At 68.7% G+C, this 22,571-nt stretch carries 19 protein-coding genes; 7 read left to right on the top strand and 12 right to left on the bottom strand.

Annotated elements, in window-relative coordinates; genetic code table 11:
• The first annotated feature begins 12 nt into the window (after positions 1 to 12).
• The gene (gene uriH, locus QIT00_RS08905) at positions 13 to 960 is read left to right on the top strand and encodes a uridine-preferring nucleoside hydrolase UriH (protein ID WP_282534597.1); all 948 of its coding nucleotides are present in this window, start codon (positions 13 to 15) and stop codon (positions 958 to 960) included.
• Positions 957 to 2,405, top strand: coding sequence for a uridine transporter UriT (gene uriT, locus QIT00_RS08910; RefSeq protein ID WP_282534598.1), 1,449 nt, complete (start codon positions 957 to 959; stop codon positions 2,403 to 2,405). The genes uriH and uriT overlap by 4 nt, the downstream gene beginning before the upstream one ends.
• A gap of 267 nt (positions 2,406 to 2,672) precedes the next feature.
• Here uriT and QIT00_RS08915 read toward each other — a convergent pair whose 3' ends face one another.
• From QIT00_RS08915 to QIT00_RS08935, 5 genes are all read right to left on the bottom strand, one after another.
• Positions 2,673 to 3,146 carry a DUF6099 family protein gene (locus QIT00_RS08915; RefSeq protein WP_282534599.1) on the bottom strand — a complete coding sequence of 158 codons (474 nt, stop codon included), beginning with the start codon at positions 3,144 to 3,146 and terminating at the stop codon, positions 2,673 to 2,675.
• 176 nt (positions 3,147 to 3,322) lie between these two features.
• Positions 3,323 to 3,685 carry a nucleotide pyrophosphohydrolase gene (locus QIT00_RS08920; RefSeq protein WP_282534600.1) on the bottom strand — a complete coding sequence of 121 codons (363 nt, stop codon included), beginning with the start codon at positions 3,683 to 3,685 and terminating at the stop codon, positions 3,323 to 3,325.
• A 28-nt stretch (positions 3,686 to 3,713) separates the two neighbouring features.
• Positions 3,714 to 4,112, bottom strand: coding sequence for a cell division protein SepF (locus QIT00_RS08925; protein WP_282534601.1), 399 nt, complete (start codon positions 4,110 to 4,112; stop codon positions 3,714 to 3,716).
• A 50-nt stretch (positions 4,113 to 4,162) separates the two neighbouring features.
• The gene (locus tag QIT00_RS08930; protein ID WP_408909746.1) at positions 4,163 to 5,584 is read right to left on the bottom strand and encodes an FAD-dependent oxidoreductase; all 1,422 of its coding nucleotides are present in this window, start codon (positions 5,582 to 5,584) and stop codon (positions 4,163 to 4,165) included.
• Between the two features lie 39 nt (positions 5,585 to 5,623).
• Complete coding sequence (locus QIT00_RS08935) at positions 5,624 to 6,136, bottom strand: MFS transporter (protein ID WP_282534602.1); 513 nt, start codon at positions 6,134 to 6,136, stop codon at positions 5,624 to 5,626.
• A gap of 48 nt (positions 6,137 to 6,184) precedes the next feature.
• On the opposite strand from QIT00_RS08935, the gene QIT00_RS08940 reads away from it, so the two are divergent.
• Positions 6,185 to 6,487, top strand: coding sequence for a hypothetical protein (locus QIT00_RS08940; RefSeq protein ID WP_282534603.1), 303 nt, complete (start codon positions 6,185 to 6,187; stop codon positions 6,485 to 6,487).
• Positions 6,488 to 6,766: 279 nt separating this feature from the next.
• Here QIT00_RS08940 and QIT00_RS08945 read toward each other — a convergent pair whose 3' ends face one another.
• The 3 genes from QIT00_RS08945 to QIT00_RS08955 all read right to left on the bottom strand — a co-directional run bounded on the left by QIT00_RS08945 (position 6,767) and on the right by QIT00_RS08955 (position 9,988).
• Complete coding sequence (locus QIT00_RS08945; protein ID WP_282534604.1) at positions 6,767 to 7,528, bottom strand: hypothetical protein; 762 nt, start codon at positions 7,526 to 7,528, stop codon at positions 6,767 to 6,769.
• A gap of 243 nt (positions 7,529 to 7,771) precedes the next feature.
• Positions 7,772 to 9,358 carry a serine/threonine-protein kinase gene (locus QIT00_RS08950; protein ID WP_282534605.1) on the bottom strand — a complete coding sequence of 529 codons (1,587 nt, stop codon included), beginning with the start codon at positions 9,356 to 9,358 and terminating at the stop codon, positions 7,772 to 7,774.
• Positions 9,359 to 9,496: 138 nt separating this feature from the next.
• Entirely contained in the window at positions 9,497 to 9,988 is a 492-nt protein-coding gene (locus QIT00_RS08955) for an ATP-binding protein (RefSeq protein WP_282534606.1), read from the bottom strand.
• A gap of 110 nt (positions 9,989 to 10,098) precedes the next feature.
• Here QIT00_RS08955 and QIT00_RS08960 point away from each other — a divergent pair, with 110 nt between their 5' ends.
• The gene (locus tag QIT00_RS08960) at positions 10,099 to 10,947 is read left to right on the top strand and encodes a helix-turn-helix domain-containing protein (protein ID WP_282534607.1); all 849 of its coding nucleotides are present in this window, start codon (positions 10,099 to 10,101) and stop codon (positions 10,945 to 10,947) included.
• Entirely contained in the window at positions 10,944 to 11,156 is a 213-nt protein-coding gene (locus tag QIT00_RS08965) for a DUF397 domain-containing protein (protein ID WP_282534608.1), read from the top strand. The genes QIT00_RS08960 and QIT00_RS08965 overlap by 4 nt, the downstream gene beginning before the upstream one ends.
• A gap of 57 nt (positions 11,157 to 11,213) precedes the next feature.
• Here the strand turns inward: QIT00_RS08965 and QIT00_RS08970 are convergent, their stop codons facing one another.
• The 4 genes from QIT00_RS08970 to QIT00_RS08985 form a co-directional block, all read right to left on the bottom strand.
• Complete coding sequence (locus QIT00_RS08970) at positions 11,214 to 14,396, bottom strand: type I restriction endonuclease subunit R (RefSeq protein ID WP_282534609.1); 3,183 nt, start codon at positions 14,394 to 14,396, stop codon at positions 11,214 to 11,216.
• The gene (locus QIT00_RS08975) at positions 14,393 to 15,643 is read right to left on the bottom strand and encodes a restriction endonuclease subunit S (protein ID WP_282534610.1); all 1,251 of its coding nucleotides are present in this window, start codon (positions 15,641 to 15,643) and stop codon (positions 14,393 to 14,395) included. The genes QIT00_RS08970 and QIT00_RS08975 overlap by 4 nt, the downstream gene beginning before the upstream one ends.
• Positions 15,640 to 17,655, bottom strand: coding sequence for an N-6 DNA methylase (locus QIT00_RS08980; protein ID WP_282534611.1), 2,016 nt, complete (start codon positions 17,653 to 17,655; stop codon positions 15,640 to 15,642). Before QIT00_RS08980 ends, QIT00_RS08975 begins: the two co-directional genes overlap by 4 nt.
• A 115-nt stretch (positions 17,656 to 17,770) precedes the next feature.
• Positions 17,771 to 20,050, bottom strand: coding sequence for an N-6 DNA methylase (locus QIT00_RS08985; RefSeq protein WP_282534612.1), 2,280 nt, complete (start codon positions 20,048 to 20,050; stop codon positions 17,771 to 17,773).
• A gap of 158 nt (positions 20,051 to 20,208) precedes the next feature.
• On the opposite strand from QIT00_RS08985, the gene QIT00_RS08990 reads away from it, so the two are divergent.
• Complete coding sequence (locus QIT00_RS08990; protein ID WP_282534613.1) at positions 20,209 to 21,441, top strand: DNA sulfur modification protein DndB; 1,233 nt, start codon at positions 20,209 to 20,211, stop codon at positions 21,439 to 21,441.
• Positions 21,442 to 21,753: 312 nt separating this feature from the next.
• The gene (locus tag QIT00_RS08995) at positions 21,754 to 22,488 is read left to right on the top strand and encodes a DUF2470 domain-containing protein (protein WP_282534614.1); all 735 of its coding nucleotides are present in this window, start codon (positions 21,754 to 21,756) and stop codon (positions 22,486 to 22,488) included.
• Positions 22,489 to 22,571 lie beyond the last annotated feature (83 nt).

Consider the following 22,571-nt stretch of genomic DNA (forward strand, 5'->3'; position numbering starts at 1 on the left):
AGAGGTTCCGCGATGCCCCGAAAGATCATTCTCGACTGCGACCCCGGGCACGACGACGCCATCGCCATGCTGCTCGCGCACGGCAACCCGGACGTCGAGCTCGTCGCCGTCACCACCGTCGTCGGCAACCAGACCCTGGAGAAGGTCACCCGCAACGCCCTCTCGGTGGCCCGCATCGCGAACATCACCGGCGTCCCCTTCGCCGCCGGCTGCCCCCGTCCGCTGGTGCGCGAGGTCGAGACGGCGCCGGACATCCACGGCGAGTCCGGCATCGACGGCCCCGTCATGCCGGAGCCCGCCCTGGAGCTCGACGAGCGGCACGCCGTCGACCTCATCATCGACACCGTGATGAGCCACGAGCCCGGCGAGATCACCCTCGTACCGACCGCCGGACTCACCAACATCGCCCTCGCCGTACGCAAGGAGCCGCGCATCGCCGAGCGGGTCCGCGAGGTCGTCCTGATGGGCGGCGGCTACCACCAGGGCAACTGGAGCCCGGTCGCCGAGTTCAACATCAAGATCGACCCGGAGGCGGCGCACATCGTCTTCAACGAGCGCTGGCCCGTCACGATGGTCGGCCTCGACCTCACCCACCAGGCCCTGGCCACCCCCGAGGTGGTCGAGCGGATCGCGAAGGTCGGCACGGGGCCCGCGAAGTTCGTGAACGAACTCCTGGACTTCTTCGGCGCCATGTACCTGGAGGCGCAGGGCTTCGCGCACCCGCCGGTGCACGACCCGTGCGCGGTCGCGTACGTCATCGACCCGCGGGTGATGACGGTCCGCAAGGCGCCCGTGGACATCGAGCTGACCGGCACCCTCACGCTGGGCATGACCGTGGCGGACTTCCGCGCCCCGGCGCCCGCCGACTGCCGTACGCAGGTCGCCGTGGACCTCGACCACCAGCGGTTCTGGAACCTGGTCGTGGACGCCCTGGAGCGGATCGGCGAGGTGACCGTATGAGCGCCGCCTCCTCGGCAACCGCTGCGGCGGGTACGGGCGGCGGGCGCGGCACCCGGATCGTCGTCCTCGTCACCGCGCTGCTCGCGGCCTGCTTCGCGTTCCAGCTGAACGCGAGCATGCTCAGCCCCGCCCTGAAGAACGTGGAGGAATCGCTCGGCGCGACGTCCGCCGAAGTCGGCCTGACGCAGACGGCGTTCTTCACCTCGGCCGCGCTGTTCTCGCTGTTCCTGCCGCGCCTCGGCGACCTCGTCGGCCGCCGCAAGGTGCTCACCGGGATGATGGCCCTGATGGTCGTCGGCTGTGTGATCGCGGCCCTCGCGACGAATGTGCCGACGCTGTTCACCGGCCGGGTCGTCCAGGGCATCTCCGGGCCGACCGTGCCGCTCTGCCTGATCATGCTGCGAAACGAGGTCCACGACCCGAAGCGGTACGGGCTGCTGCTCGGCGTCATCACGGCCGTCAACGGCGGGATCGCGGGCGTCGACTCGATCGCGGGCGGCTGGCTCGCCGACCACTTCGGCTTCCAGTCGGTGTTCTGGGTGATGGCCGTCGTCGCCGCCCTCGCCGCGCTCCTCGTCGCCACGCTCACCCCGGAGTCGGTGGCCTCGCGCGCCGACGTCGACGTGCCGCGGATGGACTGGCCCGGAGTGGCGCTGCTCGTCGTGTCGGTCGGCGCGGCCCTGATCGCGCTCAACGAGGCGGGCAAGCTGGCGGCCGCCGACTGGGTCCTCGTCGCCGGTCTCTTCGTGCTCTCCGCGCTCGCCTTCGCGCTGTTCTGGCGTACGGAGAACCGCAGCCCGCACCCGCTGGTCGCCACCCGGCATCTGCGCCGCCGCTCCACGTGGGCGCTGCTGCTCACGACCGTGCTCACCATGACCGGTGTGTTCGCGGTGATGAACGGCCTGATCCCCGCCTTCGCGCAGGACGCCGAGGCCGGATTCGGCATGACCGCCGAGGCCTCGGCCTGGTGGACGCTCACTCCGTACGCCCTCGCGGGCCTCGCCATGGGCCCGATCGCCGGGCGTCTCGCGGCGTCCTTCGGCTACGGGCGGATCCTGCGCATCGGCCTGGTCGGCGCCGCCGCGATGGTGGGCCTGATGATCGTCACGCTGCAGGGCGACTCGCGGGCGCTGCTGCTCGCCTCGTCGGTCCTCATCGGCGTCACGTACGCGGGCATCGGCAACATCGTCCTCAACGGCCTCGGCATCGTGCTCTCCCCGCGCGAGAACCCGGGCTTCCTGCCGGGCCTGAACGCGGGCGCGTTCAACCTGGGCGCGGGCCTCAGCTTCGCCGTCCTGTACGCGGTCCAGACGGCGGCCAAGCCGGACGATCCGACCTCGGCGGCGGGCTATACGGCGGGCATGATCGCCGGTGTCGCGCTCCTCGCGGCGGCGTTCGCGACGTCGTTCCTGATTCCCAAGCCGGTGGAGGCGGAGGTGGACTGAGTTTTCCCCTCCCCGCCCCTTCCCGAAAGCCTGCTGCGCTTCGGGGGCCAGCCCCCGGACCCCCTCCCCCAAGCTCTCGGCTTCGCTCGAGCAGGGGGGACCCCCATCTCAAACGCCGGAGGGGCTGATTGATAGGGGCGCGGGGAACTGCGCATCTTTTAGGGGCGCGGGACTGTGACATTGGCGGCTCCGCCGCGGGGCGCGACCAGCCACGACGGCGCCGCAGCCGAACGACGCATCAGGGGGTCCGGGGGCCGGTCCGGGGGCCTAGGGAGGCGCCCAGGCCCCCTCGCCGCGTTCCTCGCTGAGCGCCAAGCGACGCAGCATCTCCAGGACGCGGTCGCGGGACTCGTCCGCGGCGTCGATGGCCTCCACGCAGGTCCAGTAGTGGACTTCGCCCTCGGCCGAGCAGGAGACGCCGACCAGCGCGATGCCCACCTCGCCGAGGAGTCCGCCGAGGCCGACGAGGGTAGCCCTCGGGTCGCGGATCTCGGTGAGGAGGGCCGCGCGGATCGCCGCCGTGCCGGGGTGGGCGGCGGCGAGGACTCCGCAGCCGCGGCCGCTCACTTCGCTCAGGGCCAGGGCCTCGCCGCGCAGCGCGGGCGGGCCGCCCACCGCGAGGCGGCTGCCCGTCGCCTGGGCGAGGGCCTCGGCCTGCCAGGCCTCCGTCAGCACGGACGCCGCGTCGTGTCCGCGCGCGAGAGCGCCTCTGCACTCCCTGATGAGTTCCACCGCGTCCATCTGCCGTCCCCGTTCGCCGTGGTGCGACCGCCCAACTGCCGAACCGCTCGGGGCAGTTCGGCCGGTCAGTCTCAGTCGCACTCTTCCACTCCACTACCCAGAGTGAAGGTAATCAGACCAAAAGACCAGGGGAATACGGAAATCTCTGGACAGAAACTCGAATCGGACCCTGTCGATCACTCCGCAGAGTGACGACGAGGGATCTTCGGTTCGGCCGAACCCACCGGAAAGCGCTGCTCGTTGCGCTCGATCTTCCCAGCCAGAGCGGCCAACGCGTCGATCCCGAGCACCTCGCAGAGCTGCAGCAGATACGCCAGTACGTCGGCGACCTCGTCGGTCACCCGGTGGGCCGACTCGGGGTCGTCCATCACCGAGGCGGACTGCTCGGGCGTCAACCACTGGAAGATCTCGACCAGTTCGGCCGCCTCCACGCTGAGCGCCGAGACCAGGTTCTTCGGGGTGTGGTACTGCTGCCAGTCGCGCGCCGAGGCGAACTCCGCGAGGCGGCGCTGCAATTGCTTCACGTCCAGGTCGGTCACGCCCCAGGTGTACCACCCGGGTCCGACATCAGCCGCGGGGCGCCGTCGCCCCGTCCTCCACGAGGCCCTGGACCTCGGTGCCGGGCGGAGTGAGCAGGAAGACGTTCCGGTCGACCCGGTGCATGCCGCTGCCGAGGCCCATGACGACGCCGCTGCTGAAGTCCAGTACGCGCTTGGCGACTTCGCTCTCCGCGCCGGACAGGTCGAGCAGCACCGGGATCTCGGCCATCAGGGTCTCGGCCACCTCACGGGCGTCCGCGAAGACGTTCACCCGGTGCACGACGAACTGGCGCCGGCTGTCGTACCCGGCCTCCGCCATGGCCCGGTGGCCCGGCCAGGACGGCCACTCGTCGCCGCTGCGCAGCGGCACGACCTGGGCGAGCCCCTCCCACTGTTCATCAGTGGCGTCGCGCCGGTAGCTGTTCACTGCCCCACACCCCGTCCGGGCTCGCACTCGTCGTCTGTACCGGCCAATTCTTACGCCAACTCACCCGTTCGGCCCAACTGCGACACGGGTGCCGCGCCCTCCCGTTCCCTCGGCGGTTCCACTAGCGCGGCCCCGACCGCTCCGAACAGCACTCGCCCGGCCACTCGCGGAGCGAAGAGCGAGGTGAGCGGGGCGGTGAGGGTCAGCACGGAGCGGAAGGCGTCGCCGACGACCGGGTCGCTGGCGTACCGCTCCAGGACGCGCCCCAGATACCAGGCGACGGGCCGTTCGAGAGCGCTGGAGCCCACCGCGTTGCCGGTGGCGCCCGGCATCTTCTTGTCGGATCCCGCCGAGATGTCCCAGGCCTGTCCGGACGAGGCGAGGATCGCGGCCTGGACACGGCGCGTGGTCGGGGTGCGGCGGCTGTCGGCGAGCGCGTCGCGCAGGGCGACGGCGTTGCGCGCGGCGACGGCCATGCCCTGGCCGTAGATCGGGTTGAACGTGCACAGCGCGTCGCCCGTGGCGAGGAATCCGGCGGGGCGGCGGCCCGGCAGGTCGTAGCGGCGCCGGACGTTCGCGGTCTGCCGGAAGCCGTACGCGGGGGTGAGCGGTTCGGCGGCGCGCAGCCACTGGTGCACGACCGGGTGCGGAAGCCGCTTCGCGAAGGCGGCGAACTCCTCGTCGCCCGTGGGCGGTTCGTCGCCGCGCAGGCCGGAGAACGTGACGATGCAGGTGCCGTCCTCCAGGGGCAGGACGACACAGCCGTACGTCTGGGTGGGGTCGGCGACGATGTTGAAGCCGAGGGCCTGCCCGCCGAGCCGGCCGCCGCGGTCGCGGTAGACGCGGGAGGCGTAGGCGAGGCCGGTCTCGATGGTCTCCTCGGGCGGGGCGTCGGCCCCGATCCGGGCGAGCCACCGCGCGGCCCTCGTGCCGCGCCCGGAGGCGTCCACGACCAGATCGGCGGCGAGCGGCCGCTCGTCCCGCGCCCCGTCCCCGCGCTCCCGCAGCACCACCCCGCGCACGCGCGCGGCGTCCCCCAGGAGCCCGACGGCCTCGGCGCCCTCGACCACCTCGATCGCCGGATGCGCCAACACCCGCTGCCGTAGGAGGTGTTCGAGCTGGGGTCGCGTACCGGTGTGCAGATAGGTCGACGCCGGGGTGCGCCGGAACCAGCGGCCACGCTGGAACTGCACCACGTCGTCCGGCATGCCGACGCGCGGTGAGCCCGCGGCCCGCAGCTCGTCCATGAAACCGGGCAGCACCGCGTCCAGGGCGCGCTGGCCGCCGTCGAGCAGGACGTGCGTGTGCCGGCCCTGCGGGACCCCTGGCCGTGGTCCGGCCTCGGCGGCGAAGCGGTCCCGCTCGACGACGGTCACGCGCTCGGCGTGCTCGACGAGCACCCGCGCCGCGAGCAGCCCCGCCAGACTCCCGCCGACGACGACGGCGTGCCGCCCGCCACCCCGCACACCCACGCCGTCGCCCGTCTCCGCCGCCGCTACGGTCACCGATGCTCACGCCCCTCTGCCGCGCCCGGGCCGACCGTTCCGTCCGCCCGTGGTCAACTGCCAGTATTCCAGGGCGAGTCGGGCACCACCGGCCGTACGGGATTTCAGCGTGCCGCCTGCTTCGCCAGGTCGCCGACGCCGAGGCGGACCCGCGTCCGGCTCCGGCCGGATACGGGCCAGGGCGATCAGGCCGCAGAGGATCATCACGACGGACGCGACGAGGAAGGCCGTCCGGCAGCCCGCCTCGGCCGTGGTGCCCGCGTCGATCAGATGGCACGTCAGGAACGGCGCGACGAGGCCGGGTAGCGTACCTGCGGCCGCGACGACACCGAAGACCGCGCCGCGCTGTGCTGCGGGTACGACCTCGGCGGCGGTCATGCAGTGCAGCGGGATCGCCACCCCGCCACCGGCGAAGGCGAGCGCGACCAGCACGAGCCGCGACGCCGCCGCCTCCACGAACGGGAACGCGGCCATCCCGCACCCGGCCACGCACACGGCGATGCCCTGCGCCGCGCCCATGACCAACGGCTCTTCACACCACTGGACTTGAGCCCGTCCATCAGCAGCGTGACGGCCAGCAGGAGCACGAGCCCGAAGGCCGAGATGACGCTGATCGCGGTGGCGACGCCGCCCGCCAGCAGGTCGAGCTGGGCGCGCAGATACACGGGCCGCCAGGCGTGGCTGACGGACAGCCCACCGCGCGCCGCCCCCGCTCGTGCCCGTACGGCCCGTCACGACCGACGCGCCACCACAGCAGGCCCAGACAGCGCTGACGACGGCGAGCGTGGGCGTGCATCGACATGGACGCCGTGGGCCTTCGGCGGCGCCACGGCCCATCTGCGGGACCTGTCGGTGTACGGACGGGTGTGAGCGACGGGGCTCACGCCGCTGGACGCGCCGGGGGCGGGGGATCCGTCGGGGGGTAGGGACCCAGCCGCCTCGGCGTTCGTGCGGCCCGGGCGGGGCGACTCCGCCGTACCGTCAAGCGCCTTGCGCTGAAGGTGAGTTGCTCACGCGTCGAGTCATCGCAGCAGAACCAGGAGCCGCCATGCCCCGCCCCGAAAACCATCCCGCCGCCCTGCGCATCGGCGCCAGCCCGAGGCCTTCGCGCGGAACAGGTGGCGCAGCGGCTGCGCCCCCTCACGATGGTCAGCCGCTCGAGGGCCCGGTCGAAACGTCGTCCTCCACACTCTCTTCGAGTTCGCCCAGAACCCGCCAAGCAAGGTCAGCGAGAGTTTCACCAGCTGCGGTCACCCATCGAGCGGTGCCTTGATTGGCAACCGGTCGCCGCTCCCACTCGGCGAGCTCCCACATGTGGGTGATCAAACCGGAGGGGGAATACTGCTTGCCGTCCGCAGCCCAGAGGATCGGCTTGCTGCGATGGTTGACCCAAGTGGCGAGTGAACGCTTCTGATTCTCTGAGAGCCAGTCACGGAGCGCTTCGGCTTCGAGCGGATAGGCCATGGTGAGAGTGAGCGGAGCGCCCTCCTCCAGCACTCCTTTGTCGACGAGGACATGGACGGCATTGGGACGGCGCGTTTTTCGCTGCATCGGCCTGCGGCGATACTTGTCCTGCTCCAACTTCTCGCCAGAGCGGTCCGCGGTCGGCGAGAGCACGTAGTCGACCAGCGCTCGGCAACGGACAACATCCGCGCACACGGCCTGGATTCGCGAGCGATCGGTGAAGAGCTCATCGATCGCTGCAACGACCTCTGGCAACAAGGCCCTGACCAGCTGAGGCACCTCCGCCACCGCCGCGGCCGCCCACTCCTGCTTCGGGTCCGGCTCATCGATCGGCTCGGTGTCGAGGCTCCGGAACACCAGATGTGTGAGCAGGTACAAGCCGTGCTCGGTCAGTGCTGCACCTCGGCCTTCATAGCTTGGACGCAGAACATGCAGGGTGCGGCGCACCTCCCGCAGGATTCGGACTGCATTCCACAGCAGGTAGGCACTGGGTTGAGGCCTGAAAAGAGTGTCTCGCGGGTCTGCGACTGCTTGACTTGGCGGACCTGCAAGGTCACGTCCTGAGTTCCGCCTGCGGCGCGCGTGGTGGTCATGGCATTGCTTCCTTCCTGGGCCGTCAGCGGTGACGTACGCATGAACGGCCCGCCCCACGGCCGATCGTTTCACGAGCGATGCCGGGTCGTTCTGGCCCTACGGAGAGGAGGCATCAAGGCCGAGGCGGATCAGGGCGAGCGCCTCCGCGATCTCCACGGTCAGTTCGTCGTCCGGTCCGAAGACGACGCAGAGGTCGTCGTACAGGGGTTCCAGGATGTGCCGGGATTCGATCGTCCGGCCCTGCGCGAGCAGCAACATCCCGATGTCGCGGCGGAGTTCGACGGCTTCCTCGCTGACATCGCCGTCCACGGACCGGACCAGGGCCAAGAGGTCTTCGAGGGCCGCGAGCGCCTCGGTGACCTGACCCAGCTCCGCACGGCAGCGCGCAGCCTGAGCTCGGCAGGCGCGGGCCTGTTCGCTGCCGGGGCCGGCAGTCCGCCCATAGGCATCGGCCAGCGAGTCGAACTCGGGCAGCGCCGACCGGTAGTCCCCGCCGAGCAGTTGGATAGCGGCGCGATGGGTACGCAGTTCCAGGACCTGTCGACTCTCAGGGCCGAGGGCGCGTGCTGCCCGCTCGACGACGCCGCCGAGCACCTCGGCTGCCTGCGCGAACCTCTCCTCGTCGAGGAGGGCGTCCGCGTGCGCGTAAGCCTCCTTGATCTCCTCGCGAAGCGCGCCGGGTACCGGAGCGGGGACGGGCTGCGCAGCCGGTTGGCCTTCCCCGGCAGGGGGCCGCTGCTCCGCCCGCGCGCGAGACCGGGGCGCGTACGGATTGCGGAACAGCCCGGTCGGATCGGGCACACCATCCGGCCCGGCTTCGTTCGGTGCGGGCTCTGATCCCGGCGGCGGCAGATACGGGCGCAGCCGCTCGTATACCTCCTGAACATCGGCGGGCCGCGCCTCCGGTGCTTTGCGCAGCAGGTGAAGGACGAGCTCCTCCAACGGGGGCGGCACGTCCGCCCGCAGCTCGCGCAGCGGCTGGGGCGCGGCATTGACGTGCTGGAACATAATCGCGTACTCGCTGTCGGCAGTGAACAGGAGCCGCCCGCTGAGGAGTTCGTGCAGCACGCAGCCGAGGGCGTACAGATCGGTCTGCGGGGTGATCCGGCCGCCGCGGACCTGCTCGGGCGCCATGTACTGGTAGGTGCCGATGGGCGTCCCGGTGGCCGTCAGTTTCGTGACATCCGTACGGAGGATCGCTGCGATGCCGAAGTCGAGAACCTTCACCGTCCCGTCCCGCGCCACCAGGATGTTCCCCGGCTTCAGGTCGCGGTGGATGGCAGGCACATCGTGGGCGTACGACAGCACCGTGGCCACCTGGGCGACCACTGCTGCCGCCCAGGCCACGGGCAACGGTCGACCGTTCCGGAGGTAGGCGGACAGCGGCACGCCGTCGACCAGTTCCATGACGAGGAACAGCCGCTCCAGGGAGTCGTCGAGCACCGCGTCGTACACCTGCGGCACACCGGAGTGCTGAATGCGGGCGGTGATGCGGGCCTCGCGCCGGAACCGTTTGGCGAACTCCTCGGCGAGTTCCGGCGAGGTGACGGACTGCTGCCGGACCAGCTTCACGGCGACGGGCCGGTCGAGCACGGCGTCATAGCCGCGCCACACGTCCCCCATGCCGCCGTGGCTGAGCTCCTCCACGAGTTCGTAGCGGTCGCCGATCCTCTGCTGTGACACCTTGCTTGCCCCCGTGGCGTACTACTTGCCGCTTCGGCTCGCTTGCCCGATGGCGGTGGCAGCCGACTCGACCTGGTCGGGGACAAGTTTCACCTCTGGGACGATCTTCCGTCCAGGAGGGCGAGCGGGGCGCGGTCCTTACGGCTGAAAAGCGGCCTCGACCGTCCCGGTTCGTGGCCGGTCGTACTCTGCCCAGACGGTCTTGCCGGGGCCTCCGCACGTGCGCGGATGCCAGCCCCAGCGGGTGGCGAGGGCGGCGACGAGGAGAAGACCACGTCCGCGGGTTGCGAGCAGACCCGTGGCGCCGCTTGCAGGTTCCGGCAGTTGATCGCCTCGTGTGTCGGTGACTTCGATCCGTACGGCGTTGGCGTGGGCGGCAAGCCGGAGTCGGAAGTCCCGGCCGGGAACGCGACCGTGGAGCGCTGCGTTCGCGGCGAGTTCGGCCACGAGCAGGGTGAGGGTGTCGTGCTCGTCGGTGCCGTACGGAATGCCCCAGGCATTCAGTCGCTCCCCGCAGAGGCGGCGGGCGAGGCGGGCGCCGCGCGGGGTGGAGGTGAACCGCATCTCGAACTGGGCTTCTGGGTGTCCGAGTTGGGAGGGGCGGTATTCCATCGTGGGGTTGTTCGTCATGGCTCCACGGTGCAGCTCGGTGGCGTAGCGTGACCATGGGTGGCGCGCTGTCACGACGGCTCTGTACGCGGGGACGGTGCGCGTTGTACGCGGCGGGAAGGGCGGGCGCGATGGAGCACGAGGAACAGGGCGCGGAGTTGGGAGAGCGCCCTGAGGATGACCCCGGCTCGGGTGTGGTGGTGGCGTTCGGGCGGCAGTTGAAGGCGCTGCGGTTGAGGGCGGGCCTGGACCGCACGGAGTTCGGGAGGCGCGTGGGGTACGCGGCCCCGTCGGTGGCGTCGTTCGAGCAGGGGCGGAGGATTCCGCCGCCGGGGTTCATCGATCGGGCGGATGAAGTTCTGGATGCGCGGGGCGTGTTGACCGCGATGAAGGAGGAGGTGGGGCGGGCTCAGTATCCGGCGTTCTTCCGGGACGCGGCGCGACTGGAGGCCGAGGCAGACGAATTGTTCTTGTACGCGGTGCAAGCCGTGCCCGGGCTGCTGCAGACCGAGGAATACACAAGGGCGCTCCTCGCGATGCGTCGCCCGCTGTTGGACGAGGACACGATCGAACAGCGAGTCACCGCTCGCATCAGTCGCCAGGACATCTTCAGTAGGTGGCCCGCACCACTCATGAGCTTCGTTGTCGAGGAAGCAGTACTCCGACGCCCTTTCGGAGGCAGGGCCGTGATGCGCGGAGTGCTTGAGCAGATCCTTCTGGTCAGCCACAAGCGCAACGTCGAGATCCAGGCCATGCCGACCGATCGCGAGGACAACGCGGGCGTGGACGGGCCGTTCACCCTGATCACCCGCAAGAACGGCGACCAGTTCGCGTATCTGGAGGTGCAGGGCCGCAGCATCCTGCTCACCGACCGCAACGAGGTCCGTTCCGTGGCTGCGCGTTATGGGATCATCCGATCTCAGGCCCTCACGCCACGCGAGACCACAGATTTCATCGAGAAGTTGCTGGGAGAGCTATGAACGCCGAACCGTTCCCGTCCGCTGCATCGGAACTCACCTGGCGCAAGAGCAGTTACAGCGGGGCCGAAGGCGGCGAATGCGTCGAGGTGGCCACCACTGTCGGCACCGTGCACATCAGAGACTCCAAGAGAGCGCTCGGCCCCACGCTCACCGTCGGCCGAGACGCCTGGGCCGAATTCGTCACCCTGGCCACCGAGGCACCGGCGTAACGAACGCACCGCGGGCCCGCGTACACCACCCTGGTGTACGCGGGCCCACGCGCAACCTCACTCCTCCTCGTCCAGCCCCGTCTCCCGCCGGATCATGCGCCAAGCAGCACGGCGCGCGCTGCGGTCGAGGTTGGACTTGAAGCTCTGGTCAGCGGCGAAGTATCGCTTGCCGAGGCTGTCGACGGTGGAGACGTGATCCATCATGTAGCCGTTGAACGCCTTGTTGAAGACGACGCCGAAGTTCTCCTCGTCGTTGACGATGGCCGCGGCACGGACCTTCGGGTCGTTCTTGGCGGCGTTGAAGGCGGGGAGGATGTCCTCCTCCGTGAACTCGGTGCCGAACTTCGCGTTGAACTTGTCGATGAGCTCGGACAGCAGTGACTTCTCGGCGTCCTTGGCACCGCCCGACCCATCGCCGAAGCCCTTGAGTTCGGCCGCGCCCTCGGGGTTGAGGGACACGTCGTGCTCGCCGGTCTTCTCCACGCGCAGGTGACTCAGGTCGATCTCGCCTATGTCGACGCCACCGTCGGCACGACGCGGCAGGCGGTTGAGCAAGTACCGCCCGTAGAGGTGCAGCCGCTCCAACTCCGGGTCCTGATACGGCACGATCTGCGCGAGGAACCCGTACTTGCGAACGTAGTCGTGAAGATCCGCACGGAAGTCCTCGGCTACCTCAATGCGCTCCTCGTCGTCCTCGTCCTCAAGGAGCTCGGCGAAACGCGTCACGGCAGGGGACAGCAGCCGATAGAGCTCGGCGTGCAACTTCTCCCACTTGGCCTGCGAGCCGCCCGCCTTGTCCTTCGCCGTGAAGTAGGCCGCGACGAACTCGTCCATCTCCGATTCCGAGATGACCGGGGCCGACATGACCCGACTCTGGGCGGTGTAGAGGAGGTTGGGGTCAGAAGGCAGCGTGTGTGCCTCTTCGAAGTACGGGCGGAAGGCGTCCTGGATGTCCTCGGCCTCGTTGACGAAGTCCAGGACGGCGAGGTCGGCCTGGGACTTGCGCTCGGCGGTGCGGTTGAGCCGGGACAGGGTCTGTACCGCGGAGATGCCGGTCAGCACCTTGTTCACGTACATCGTGGTGAGGAGCGGCTGGTCGAAGCCGGTCTGGTACTTCTCCGCCACGACCAGGATCTTGTACTCGGGCTGCCCCTTGCCGCCGGCCTTCACGGCCTTGTCGTCGGCACGGACGTACGCGAACGCCTTCGGCAGGGCACTCTCGGCGAGGCCGCCGTTCTCCTTCGTCTCGGTGGTCTCCTCGTCGTCGATGGTGAGCGAACCGGAGAAGGCGACCAGGACACCCAGGTCCGGGTACTTGGTGTCGTAGTCGCGATCCTTGATGTAGCTCTTGATGGCGCGTGCCATCTGCGCGGCCGATTGCCTTGACGCGGTCACGACCATGGACTTGGCGCGCCCGCCGAGTCGGCCACGGGTGTGCGCGAGGAAGTGCTCGACGATCACCTGGGCATGCTGGGAGACGGTGTGCTCGTGGGTGAGTGCGAACCGGGCGAGCAGACCATTGGCCTTGGAGGGATCGACCTCCACCTCGTCCGGGTTCTGGTTCACGAGCTTCCAGTACGTGTTGTACGTGACGTAGTTGCGCAGCGGGTCGAGGATGAACCCTTCCTCGATGGCCTGGCGCATGGAGTACGTGTGGAAGGGCCGGAAGACTTCCTTGCCGTTCTCCACGCCCTCCTCACCGAAGAGTTCGAGGGTCTTGGACTTCGGGGTGGCGGTGAAGGCGAAGTAGGAGAGGTTGGTGGCGCGGGAGCGCTCCAGGGCCTTCCGCTTCAGCTTCTTGTCGACCGGGGTGGTGGTCGCGCCCGCGTCATCGGAGTCCGAGTCGAGGCCCAAGTCCCGCAGGGCCGCCCGGACATCGGTCGCGGCGTCGCCGGACTGGGACGAGTGCGCCTCGTCAATGATGATCGCGAAGCGGCTTCCCTTGAGCTCGGTCGGGTTGCGCTTGAGGTAGTCGAGCAGCGCCGGGAACGAGTGCAGGGTGACCGTGACGATCTTGCCGGTGTCCCGGGAGAGGGCACGGGCGAGCTGTTCGCTCTTCGCCCCGTGCTTCTCGTCGATCTTCACGACCAAGCCGTCCGTCTGCGAGAAACTACCGACGGTTTCCCGGAGTTGGGCGTCCAGGTTGCGGCGGTCCGTGATGACGATGGTCTTGTCGAAGACCGGCTCGCCGGGCGCGATACGGCCTGCGGTCAGGGCGTCCTGGTCGAGCTTGCGGGGGTCGGTGTCGGCGTGCAGGTCCGACAGGCGGTGCGCAAGCCAGCCGATGGTGTTCGACTTGCCTGATCCGGCCGAGGCCATGACGAGATAGTTCTCGCCCGAGCCGTGGGTGGCGGCGTGGGTGGTGAGCTTCTTGACGACGTCCCACTGGTGGTAGCGGGGGAAGATCGTGGACTTGCTGGTGCCGCCGCCGGGAGTCTTGTGCTTCTGCTGGTGCGCGAAGCGCTGGAGCAGATCCAGCCAGTTCTCGCGCTCCCAGACCTGTTCCCAGAGGTAACTGGTGGCGTAGGTGCCGAAGGTAGTGGGCTCGGGGTTTCCGGCACCGCCGGGCTGGCCGGGTCCGTTGGATCCGGTGTTGAACGGCAGGAACCGGGTGTTCTTGCCGCGGAGCTGGGTTGCTACGAAGACCAGGTCCTGGTCGACGGCGAAGTTCGCGATGACGCGCTTGGTGAAGATCAGCTCGGTGGGGTCACGGTCGGAGCGGTACTGCTCCTTGGCGTGCTCGACCGTCTGGTGTGTGTGCGCATTCTTCAGCTCAGCGGTGGCTACGGGGATGCCGTTGAGGAAGAGGGCAAGGTCGAGGCGGTGGCCCCAGTCCAACTGCTTGGTGGCGTAGGGGAGTTCGCGGACGACGGTGAGGCGGTTGGCGCGGTAGTTGTCGAGGACGGAGTCGTCGGGGACGAGGTTGGGCTTGAAGTAGGCGACGCGGAGGCGGACGCCTCGGTCCTTGACGCCGTTACGGAGGACGTTGAGCAGGCCGTCGTCGGCGATGGCCTTGTCGAGCCTCTGGGCGAAGCCGCGCTGGGCGTCTTCTTGGGTGCCATAGATGCCGGCGAGCTCGTACCACTCTTCGGGCTGGGTGCGCTCGATGAAGGTGAAGAGTTCGTGGGTGTCGAGGCCGATGTCAGCGCGGTAATCCTCGGGGTTGGCCTCGCGCCATCCGCGTTCGGTGACGGCGGCGACTATGGCGTCACCGAAGGCGTTCTCGTCGTGCACGCTCATGAGGCGACTCCGTCCACTACGTTGCGACCGCTGGCGGTTGAGACCTCGAATTGGCCGGTTACGGCGGCTGTGATTAGGGCTTGGCGGCGTTCGGCTAGCAACGACAGTTGTGCGTCCACAACGCCAAGCAACCTATTCGTGACATCCTCATGCTCGCTGACTTCCCGAGCCAGGTCCGCCCATTCCGTGGCCGTTTCAGGGAGCCAGATTGTGAAATGCGCCAAATCGGACATGTTCAGGGCAGGCTGAGCGGCAGCTCCACTCGTCACGAGTTCCGCCTGGACTCGGAATTGCCTGCCCCGGACCCAAGCGGCCATCATGTGGGGTGAGAGTTCAGGGATCAATTGCACTCGGGCGATGGCCCGACTCACATTGAACCCATCCACCTCTTCCGAAGCCACATCACATCGCCCGATTGTGGCGCCGACCACGGTAATAAGCAGATCGCCGGAGGAGACCCTGGTGCGTCGATATTCGACGGCCTGCCGCGTTTCGATCTTAGGAAGCCTGTCGAGTTCCTGACGAAGACGACCGAGATCGCTAACGCGGATGAGTGGGACTCCCTCATGGCTAAATCGGGGAACCAGAACGCCATAACATGGGTTGGAACGCATGAGGTGGCGTAGGCGGAACTGTCGACGGCCCGCGGTGTCGGAGAACAAGCCCGCCAACTTCCTATCTGCTCGCTCTCGGAGAAGTACAGCCTGGCGGCGCCGAAGAGCGGTGAGCTCGTCTATGCGGGCGGTAGCGGCGTCGAGGAAGTCGGCAATGCGGCGCTGTTCTCCCGGAGAAGGAGTAGCGATCTGCAGCTCTGCGATTAGAGCTGCGCTCAGGTTCTGCAGACCTGTGGTCGTAGAGCTGAGCTTACGGATTTGCTGCTTGGCATCAGAACTATTGAGGAAGTACCAAACGAAGCGCGGAGAGTGCGTGCCTTCGACACGCAATCGCTGAAGGAAGTTCGAGAACGACATACCAGATGCGGCGCCATCAACATATCCCGACTTACCCAGATGGAGATCACTCCCGCTGGAACGCACAACAAGAATGTCTCCCTCATGTAGACGAGTTCGCGCCTCCTCTCGGCGACTCAAAGAACGCAGAGCTGGTTCGCGTGAGTCCACAGAGCCATCGAGGCTAATTTCCGTAGAGCGCAGAACGGGAACTGCGTCCACACCGTCTGCCTCATCTCCCCACGTACCAGAGTCCGACGAGCGTAGGCAGTACTTCAATTTAACCGAACGCCTCATTCCGCCACCTCCCCCAACAACCCCTGAATCTCCGCCTCCAGAGCCTGAAGCTCCGCATCAATCTCCGACAACGGCCGCGGCGGCTCATAAACATAGAAGTGCCGCGTAAACGGAATCTCGTACCCAACCTTCGTCTTGCTGTGGTCGATCCACGCATCCGGCACATGCGGGTGGACCTCCCGCTTCAGGTACTCCTCGACGTCCTCCCCCAACGGAACGTTCTCGTAGTCCCGAAGCTCCGAGTCCGGCTCAGCCTCGCCGCCCTTGACGCGCTGCACCTCACCCTCCGGGTCCCGGACCCCGACAGCCTCCCGCAGGGCCTTCGCGAAGGGGGCGCCAGTCGGCCACAGCAAACCCGCCCCGACCACCGCGTCCTTGAGCGCCACGAACGCCTCGGACTTCGTACCCCACGACGACCCGGTCAGCGACCGCACCGCCGCCACGAACTCCTCCGCTCGCTCCAGCTTCTGCACCGGCTTCGCCGCAGCCAACGCCGCCAGCGTCTCGTCCGTCACCTCGAAGCGGAGCTTCAACGGCCGTTCCACCGTGATGCGTTGGTAGCCGAACGCCTCGTTGTCGAAAACCTTGACCTTCGCGTGCAGCGGGTGCCGCTCATCGGCAGCCGCGTCCAGCGCCTCCCCGTACAACCGGGTCACCTCACCGATGTGATTCGGTGTACCGCCCGTCCCGTCGCCCAGCCACTTCCGCTTGTCGCCGAGCGACTTCCGCATCTTGACCCACTGGTCGCGCGCGTCGAGCAGCACGACCTTGCCCTTGTGGTCCGGAGACTTCCGGTTGGTGAGGATCCAGAAGTACGTGGAGATACCCGTGTTGTAGAAGAGCTGGTCGGGGAGCGCGACGATTGCCTCCAGCCAGTCGTTCTCAAGAATCCACCTGCGGATCTCCGACTCACCCGAGCCGGCCGCACCCGTGAACAGCGGCGAGCCGTTGAAGACGATGGCGATCCGCGAACCGCCCCCGCCGTTCGCGTCGACCGGCTTCATCATCGAGATCATGTGCTGCAGGAACAGCAGCGAACCGTCGTTGATACGCGGCAGGCCCGCGGCGAAGCGGCCCGCGTCGCCGAGGTTCTTGTGCTCGTACTCGACCTCGTCCTTGACCTTCTTCCACTCCACACCGAACGGCGGGTTGGCCAGGAGGTAGTCGAAGTTCTTGCGCGAGAACGCCGGGTCGGAGAAGGAGTTGCCGAACGCGATGTGGTCGGGGTCCTGCTCCTTGATCATCAGGTCGGACCGGCAGATCGCCCACGACTCGGGGTTCAACTCCTGCCCGTACACCTCGACTTCGGCGTCCGGGTTCAGCTCGCGGATGTGCTCCTCCGCGGCCGACAGCATGCCGCCCGTGCCGCAGGCCGGGTCCATGACCGTGCGGACCGTGCCCGGCAGGGTGAGCGCGTCGCCGTCCGGGGCGATCAGGAGGTTCACCATGAGCTTGATGACCTCGCGCGGCGTGAAGTGCTCACCGGCCGTCTCGTTCGACTGCTCGGCGAAGCGGCGGATCAGCTCCTCGAAGATGTAGCCCATGTTGTGGTTGGGCACGTTGTCCGGGTGCAGGTCCAGGTCCGTGAACTTGCCGATGACCTTGTACAGCAGGTCCGAGCTGTCGAGCCGCTTGATCTGCTGGGCGAACTCGTACTTCTCCAGGACCTCGCGGGCGTTCTCCGAGAAGGCACCCACGTACACCTGAAGGTTCTTGGCCGCGTTCTTCGGGTCACCGGCGATCTTCTTCAGAGTGAGGCCGGACCGGTTGTAGAAGGAGTGGCCCGAGGCGCGGCGCAGGAAGGCGTCCGGGTTGAAGTCCTCTGCGTCCTTGTACTTCTCCGCGACCTCCGTGACCTTCTCGCGCGTCGGCTCCAGGACGCACTCCAAGCGGCGCAGCACCGTGAACGGCAGGATCACCTTGCCGTAGTCGGACTGCTTGTAGTCACCGCGCAAGAGGTCGGCGACGGACCAGGCATGGTTCGCCAACTCCGTGTGCTTGTTGCTGTTCACAGGACTTCCCCGGTTTCCTTCCAAGGGCTTCCCACCCATTTCGGGCGGATGGAGTTCAGTGTGGTCGATGTGGGTGCGCCGAAGGCACGGATCGTCAGTTCCGGTCACAGTGCGGTCAGGGGCCGTCAGGCGGTACGAGCCCTCCGGACGTCAGGCCGAGGACCAGCGCCGCAGCCATTTCCTCACCCGTCACGGCCGTCGCACGCGCCGCGGCGCGCAGCTCGCCGACCCGGCGGAACGCCTCCCCGTACCGCTGCTGTTGGGCGAGCGGCAGCAGCGGAATCCGGAGGCGCCCGGGGTTGACGTGCGTCAGTCCGGCGGTCCCCGTGGACGCGACGGCGATGTTGTCGTCCGCCGCCACGAAGCCGGCGAGGAACCGGGGGTCGAGCCGCGCCGGGTCGGGACGCAGGATGTGCAGGTGCGGGCCGAGCCAGGCCCCGGCGTCCTCTTCGCCCACGACCCTGGCCATCACGCACGGTGTGCCTTGAGGTGCAGCGCTGCGCAGGACGACGTCACCTGCGGCGATCCGATGCGCGGTGTCCGTACGAATGCGGGTGGACACGCCTGAGGGTGCAGTCCCGGCAGACAGGTCGCCGACGGTCAGGACGCGGCCATCGGCGCCCGCCCCCGTAGCAGCGTCATTGTCCTTGTCCTGCCTGCCCGTTGGGCTTCTCTCCGTGTCACGCGACGCCGGCATCGCTCCCCTCAGGAGCGTGAGCGCTCCACCGCGTGCCAGGTCCGAGACGGTGGCCGTACGCCAGCCCTCCCGCGCTGCCCCGTCCACCGCGTCGGCCGGCTGCCACTCGCCCGCCTCGGATTCGGAGGCTGCGCTCAGCGCGCCCACCTGCTCGGCCAGCTTCCCGCGCAACTCCGTCACGCGGCGCTTCAAAGCCCGAGGGGAGACATCGGCGGCGGTCGCCCGGACGTGTCGTGCCGAGCTGAAGTCGACGACGTCACCGAGAAGGTCGACGACCGGCACCGCGCGCGCGACACCCGGTTCATCGGTGAACGCGTCCGGATCCGCGAGGAAGGCCGTCCACGAGGCGAGGACTCGCCTCGTCAAGTCCGCCCATTCGATGGAGGGTTGGGTGGCGCGTCCGCTGCCACGTACGCCCTGAGCACCAGACGCTCCCCCGCCCGCTCGCGGCTCAGCCTCTCCGCTGACGAAGAGGACCGACGTACGCTCCGGGCCACCCGGCTCAGGCCGCTGCAGCACCCAGATGTTCAGCCCGACATGGAAGGGCTGGGCGGCACGCGCAGGAAGAGAAACCACGGCGCGCAGGGCTCCGCTGCGGGCGAGCTCGGTGCGGATTCGGCGGCCCGAAGAGCGGAAGGCGAGCGCGGGCGGCAGTAGCAGCACCGCATAGCCGCCCGGCTCGACGTGTGCCAACGCATGTTGCACCCAGGCGAGTTCGGACTCCGACCGTGGCGGTACGCCGTACGCCCATCGAGGGTCGTACGCCAACTCTTCCTGGCCCCAGTCACGATCACCGAAAGGCGGGTTGCACAGGACAGCGTCCGCCATCAGGCCGGGGAACGCATCCTCCCTCAGACTGTCACCTGCTTCGATGCGCACCGACTCCACCACCGCCGGATTCTTCGCCCCTTTCCCGCGCCGCATACCTCCGGACCGCGCATCGCCCGCAGGAAGCAACAGCCGCACCGCGGCCCGCTGCGCCTGAACAGGCAGTACGTCCTGCCCGTAGAGCGTGCTCACCCCCTCTTGCGCGGCGGCGGCGAGGAGACCGCCGCCACCGCAGGCGGGATCGAGCACCGAGTGCGTGTCGGCCGGGAGCATGCGGGCCATCAGTGAGGCCAGCCCGCCCGGAGTCCGGTACGTGCCGGTCGCGGCACTCTCCTCCAACTCCCGCTCGGCCAGGACGTCGAGGGCCGCCTGCGCACCCACCTCACGGACACAGCGGTCCAGCGCACGCACGGCAGCGGCGTCCGCCGCCTCGTACGCATTGATGGGGCCGAGGTTCGAGACAGCGGCAGGGAGGCGGTCGACGGCCTCGCGGGCCGCTACGAGCAGTTCTTCCTCCGGCAACGAACCGAGTTCCGGCTCCCCGTCTGCACCGTCGAGCGCCAGAGCCGGTACCAGTGGGAAGAGTCGCGCCGCCATTCCCGCCGGGCGCAGCCGCAAAGCCGTGCGCAACTCCTCGACCGGCGCCCCGGCCGAGCTCTGCCCACGTTTGCTCAGCCACTCCTGTACGGCCCGGAGGTCGTACAACGGACTGCTTTCAGTACCCCCGTCGGGCTCGGGGAAGTCGGCGTGACGGCGGCGCCAGTTGCTGACCGTTGCGCGCGTGACCCCCGCGATGCGAGAGATCTCGGCAGCCGTGACCTGCGCGGACGCCCCTGATGAAGGGCCATGCACGGACTGCTGCTTGGGCATGGCGTGGAGTCCTAACACCTCGAGGATGAACTGCTAACAGACTACCCCTGCCGTCAAACCCGTCAAGACGTTTGACAGTGCTTTCACTTATCTGTTTACTCGGCAGTGCTTGCAGTCAGCGAATGCGGCCACGCACACCTTCCGCAAAGGAGCCCCTCATGCGCCTCACCATGCCGACCACGGTCGTCGAAGGAACCCGAATCACCGTCATGCCGTTCCGCGACAACGCAGTGCTCGGGACGGTCTCACTCCCCGCCCTGCTCCAGATCGTTCCGTCGCCCCGCCGAGAGGAGGATCAGAAGAGCCTCAAGGCGGCATCGGGCCACATCCGTCAGCACGCAGAGATCCGCGCCCAGGTGCAGCGCACCCTGAAGTCGACAGGCAAGGGGAAGAACGCCACGTCGTACGCCGAGTACATCGCCGGAGGCATCAACGGCGAGTTCGGCGACGCCTGGTCGCTCCCGCCCATCACGTTCTGGCACGCCGACGATGTCGCCGCAGTCAGCGACGAGCTCGTCCCCGGCACCGGGCTCCGCAACATCACGATCGCCCCCGGCGCAACCGTCGTCGCAGTGGACGGCGAGACCCAGCTCACCGCCTGGCACGACCTCTTCGACCACCCCGAGAAGTTCGGTCTCGGCTATGAGCAGCTCGCAGCCGTCCGCGTCCCGTTCGAGATGTACGTGGGCCTCTCCTCCGCAGACGCCCGCCAGGTGTTCCACGACCGCAACGTGCTCGGCGTCGACGTCTCCAAGAACCTCTCCATGTCCATGGACCAGCGCGACCTGGCCACCCGCCTCGCCCACCGCGTCGCCGAGACCGTGAAGGTGGAGATCGACGGGAAGATCATGCCGTTCAGCAAGCTGGTCAACGCGAGCAAGCGCCAGGTCGGAAAGACGGACCCAGAGGTCGTCACGCTCTCCGCGCTGCGCGCCCTGGTCGTCGCTGCGGTGTACGGCCGCTCCGGACTGAACCTGTCCTCGGCGACCATTCACGAGGAGGACCTGCCGGCGGGCACCGGAAGGGAACTCGTCGAGCGCACGATCGTCCCGCTCCTCGCCGGGCTGATCGCCGAGCACTTCGAGAGCTTCACATCCCGCAGCGCCATCACAGCACCGGCAGTGATCGCGGGCCTCGGCGTAGCCGTGCACCAGACGACGCCGTGGGCGGACTCCTTGAACGGCCTGCACGCAGACGACCTGCGCACCCTCCTCGCCGATATCCGCTGGGAGCGCGAGGCCGCGTTCTGGGATGGCATCGCCGCCAAGACCGGCACCACCGGCCGCCTCAACTTCAGCGGGGGCGTGAAGGACTCCGGCGGGCGTGTGGCCGACGCGATCCTCTACCCGGCCACCGAAGCAGGCCGGAAGATCCGCGGCCGGCAGGCGTGAGTCGATCGACGAAGCCGCCCGCGGGTGTGGCGCCGAACCTTCCGGCGCGGTGCCACACGGGGGCTCCACGACTCCGCCACTTCGCCACTCCGCCCCTCCGCCATTCCGCCATTCCGCCATTCCGCCATTCCGCCCGAGGGGCACGCCAGGCCGCCCGCAGGAACCACCCCTCGCCCCACAGGTCCTTCCAGGACCAACAGCGCCTGGACGAAACCAACCAGAGAAAGTTAGGTTAGCCTTACCTCATTCAACTGGGGAGCGAGGCCCTTCCGCCTCAGCACGCCAACCCGCCACCGCCCGCAAGGAGTCCCCTTGAGCGCCGCCGCAGAACTCGACCTGCCCGAGCAGACCGCCGCGGAGCGTGTGCGCTCCCTCCTGGCCCAGGCGGTCTCCCTGTCCCTCACCACCCACGGTCAGGACTACGACCTCATCGGCATGCACTCCGTCGGCCGCAACGGGCAGATCACCCTCCACCCCCAGGCCGACACCCCGCTCGTGGCCCAGGTCGCCACCGCACCGCGCGGCAGCCTCGCCGCGCTCCTGGAGTTCACGGACATCGCCCCGACGGCACTCCGCGACCGCGTCCGGGCCCGCGTCACCATCTCCGGCTGGCTCGCCCCGGCCGGCGACAGCGAAGCGCTCCGCCTCGACCTCGCCCGCGTCACCCTCCGCACGGCGACCGGCACTTACGAGGTGGGCCTGGACGAGTACGCCCTCGCGCAGGCCGACCCGCTCGCCGTCGAGGAGGCGGCGATGCTGACCCATCTCGCGGACGCCCACGACGACATGGTCACCGACCTCCTGCTGCGCAGCGGCAGCAGCCTTCCGTACGGCGTCCAGCGGACCCTGCCGCTCGCCGTCGACCGCCACGGCCTCACGTTGCGCTGCGAGTACCGCGAGGGCCACTGCGACCTCCGCCTCCTCTTCCCGGCCACGGCCCGCAACGCGGTGGAGGCCGGCGAACAGGTCCGCCGCCTCCTCACCATGCCCCCGCCGTCCCCGCGCTGCGGCCACCGACCGCGCCGCTGGTCGTCGCTGCGGGGGTGAGCGCCTTACGGCTCCGGCGCTACCCTGGCGCCGGGCCCGGGCGCCGAGTCGCGGTGCCGCCGACGGACTGACGCCGGAGGACC

It is taken from the genome of Streptomyces luteolus (assembly GCF_029968015.1).
Lineage (GTDB): Bacteria > Actinomycetota > Actinomycetes > Streptomycetales > Streptomycetaceae > Streptomyces > Streptomyces luteolus.

Excerpts from the sequence above, each read along its gene's own strand:
- uriH (WP_282534597.1), top strand. The coding sequence starts at position 13 with ATGCCCCGAAAGATCATTCTCGACTGCGACCCCGGGCACGACGACGCC.
- uriT (WP_282534598.1), top strand. The coding sequence starts at position 957 with ATGAGCGCCGCCTCCTCGGCAACCGCTGCGGCGGGTACGGGCGGCGGG.
- QIT00_RS08915 (WP_282534599.1), bottom strand. The coding sequence starts at position 3,146 with ATGGACGCGGTGGAACTCATCAGGGAGTGCAGAGGCGCTCTCGCGCGC.
- QIT00_RS08935 (WP_282534602.1), bottom strand. The coding sequence starts at position 6,136 with ATGGGCGCGGCGCAGGGCATCGCCGTGTGCGTGGCCGGGTGCGGGATG.
- QIT00_RS08955 (WP_282534606.1), bottom strand. The coding sequence starts at position 9,988 with ATGACGAACAACCCCACGATGGAATACCGCCCCTCCCAACTCGGACAC.
- QIT00_RS08960 (WP_282534607.1), top strand. The coding sequence starts at position 10,099 with ATGGAGCACGAGGAACAGGGCGCGGAGTTGGGAGAGCGCCCTGAGGAT.
- QIT00_RS08965 (WP_282534608.1), top strand. The coding sequence starts at position 10,944 with ATGAACGCCGAACCGTTCCCGTCCGCTGCATCGGAACTCACCTGGCGC.
- QIT00_RS08970 (WP_282534609.1), bottom strand. The coding sequence starts at position 14,396 with ATGAGCGTGCACGACGAGAACGCCTTCGGTGACGCCATAGTCGCCGCC.
- QIT00_RS08975 (WP_282534610.1), bottom strand. The coding sequence starts at position 15,643 with ATGAGGCGTTCGGTTAAATTGAAGTACTGCCTACGCTCGTCGGACTCT.
- QIT00_RS08985 (WP_282534612.1), bottom strand. The coding sequence starts at position 20,050 with ATGCCCAAGCAGCAGTCCGTGCATGGCCCTTCATCAGGGGCGTCCGCG.
- QIT00_RS08990 (WP_282534613.1), top strand. The coding sequence starts at position 20,209 with ATGCGCCTCACCATGCCGACCACGGTCGTCGAAGGAACCCGAATCACC.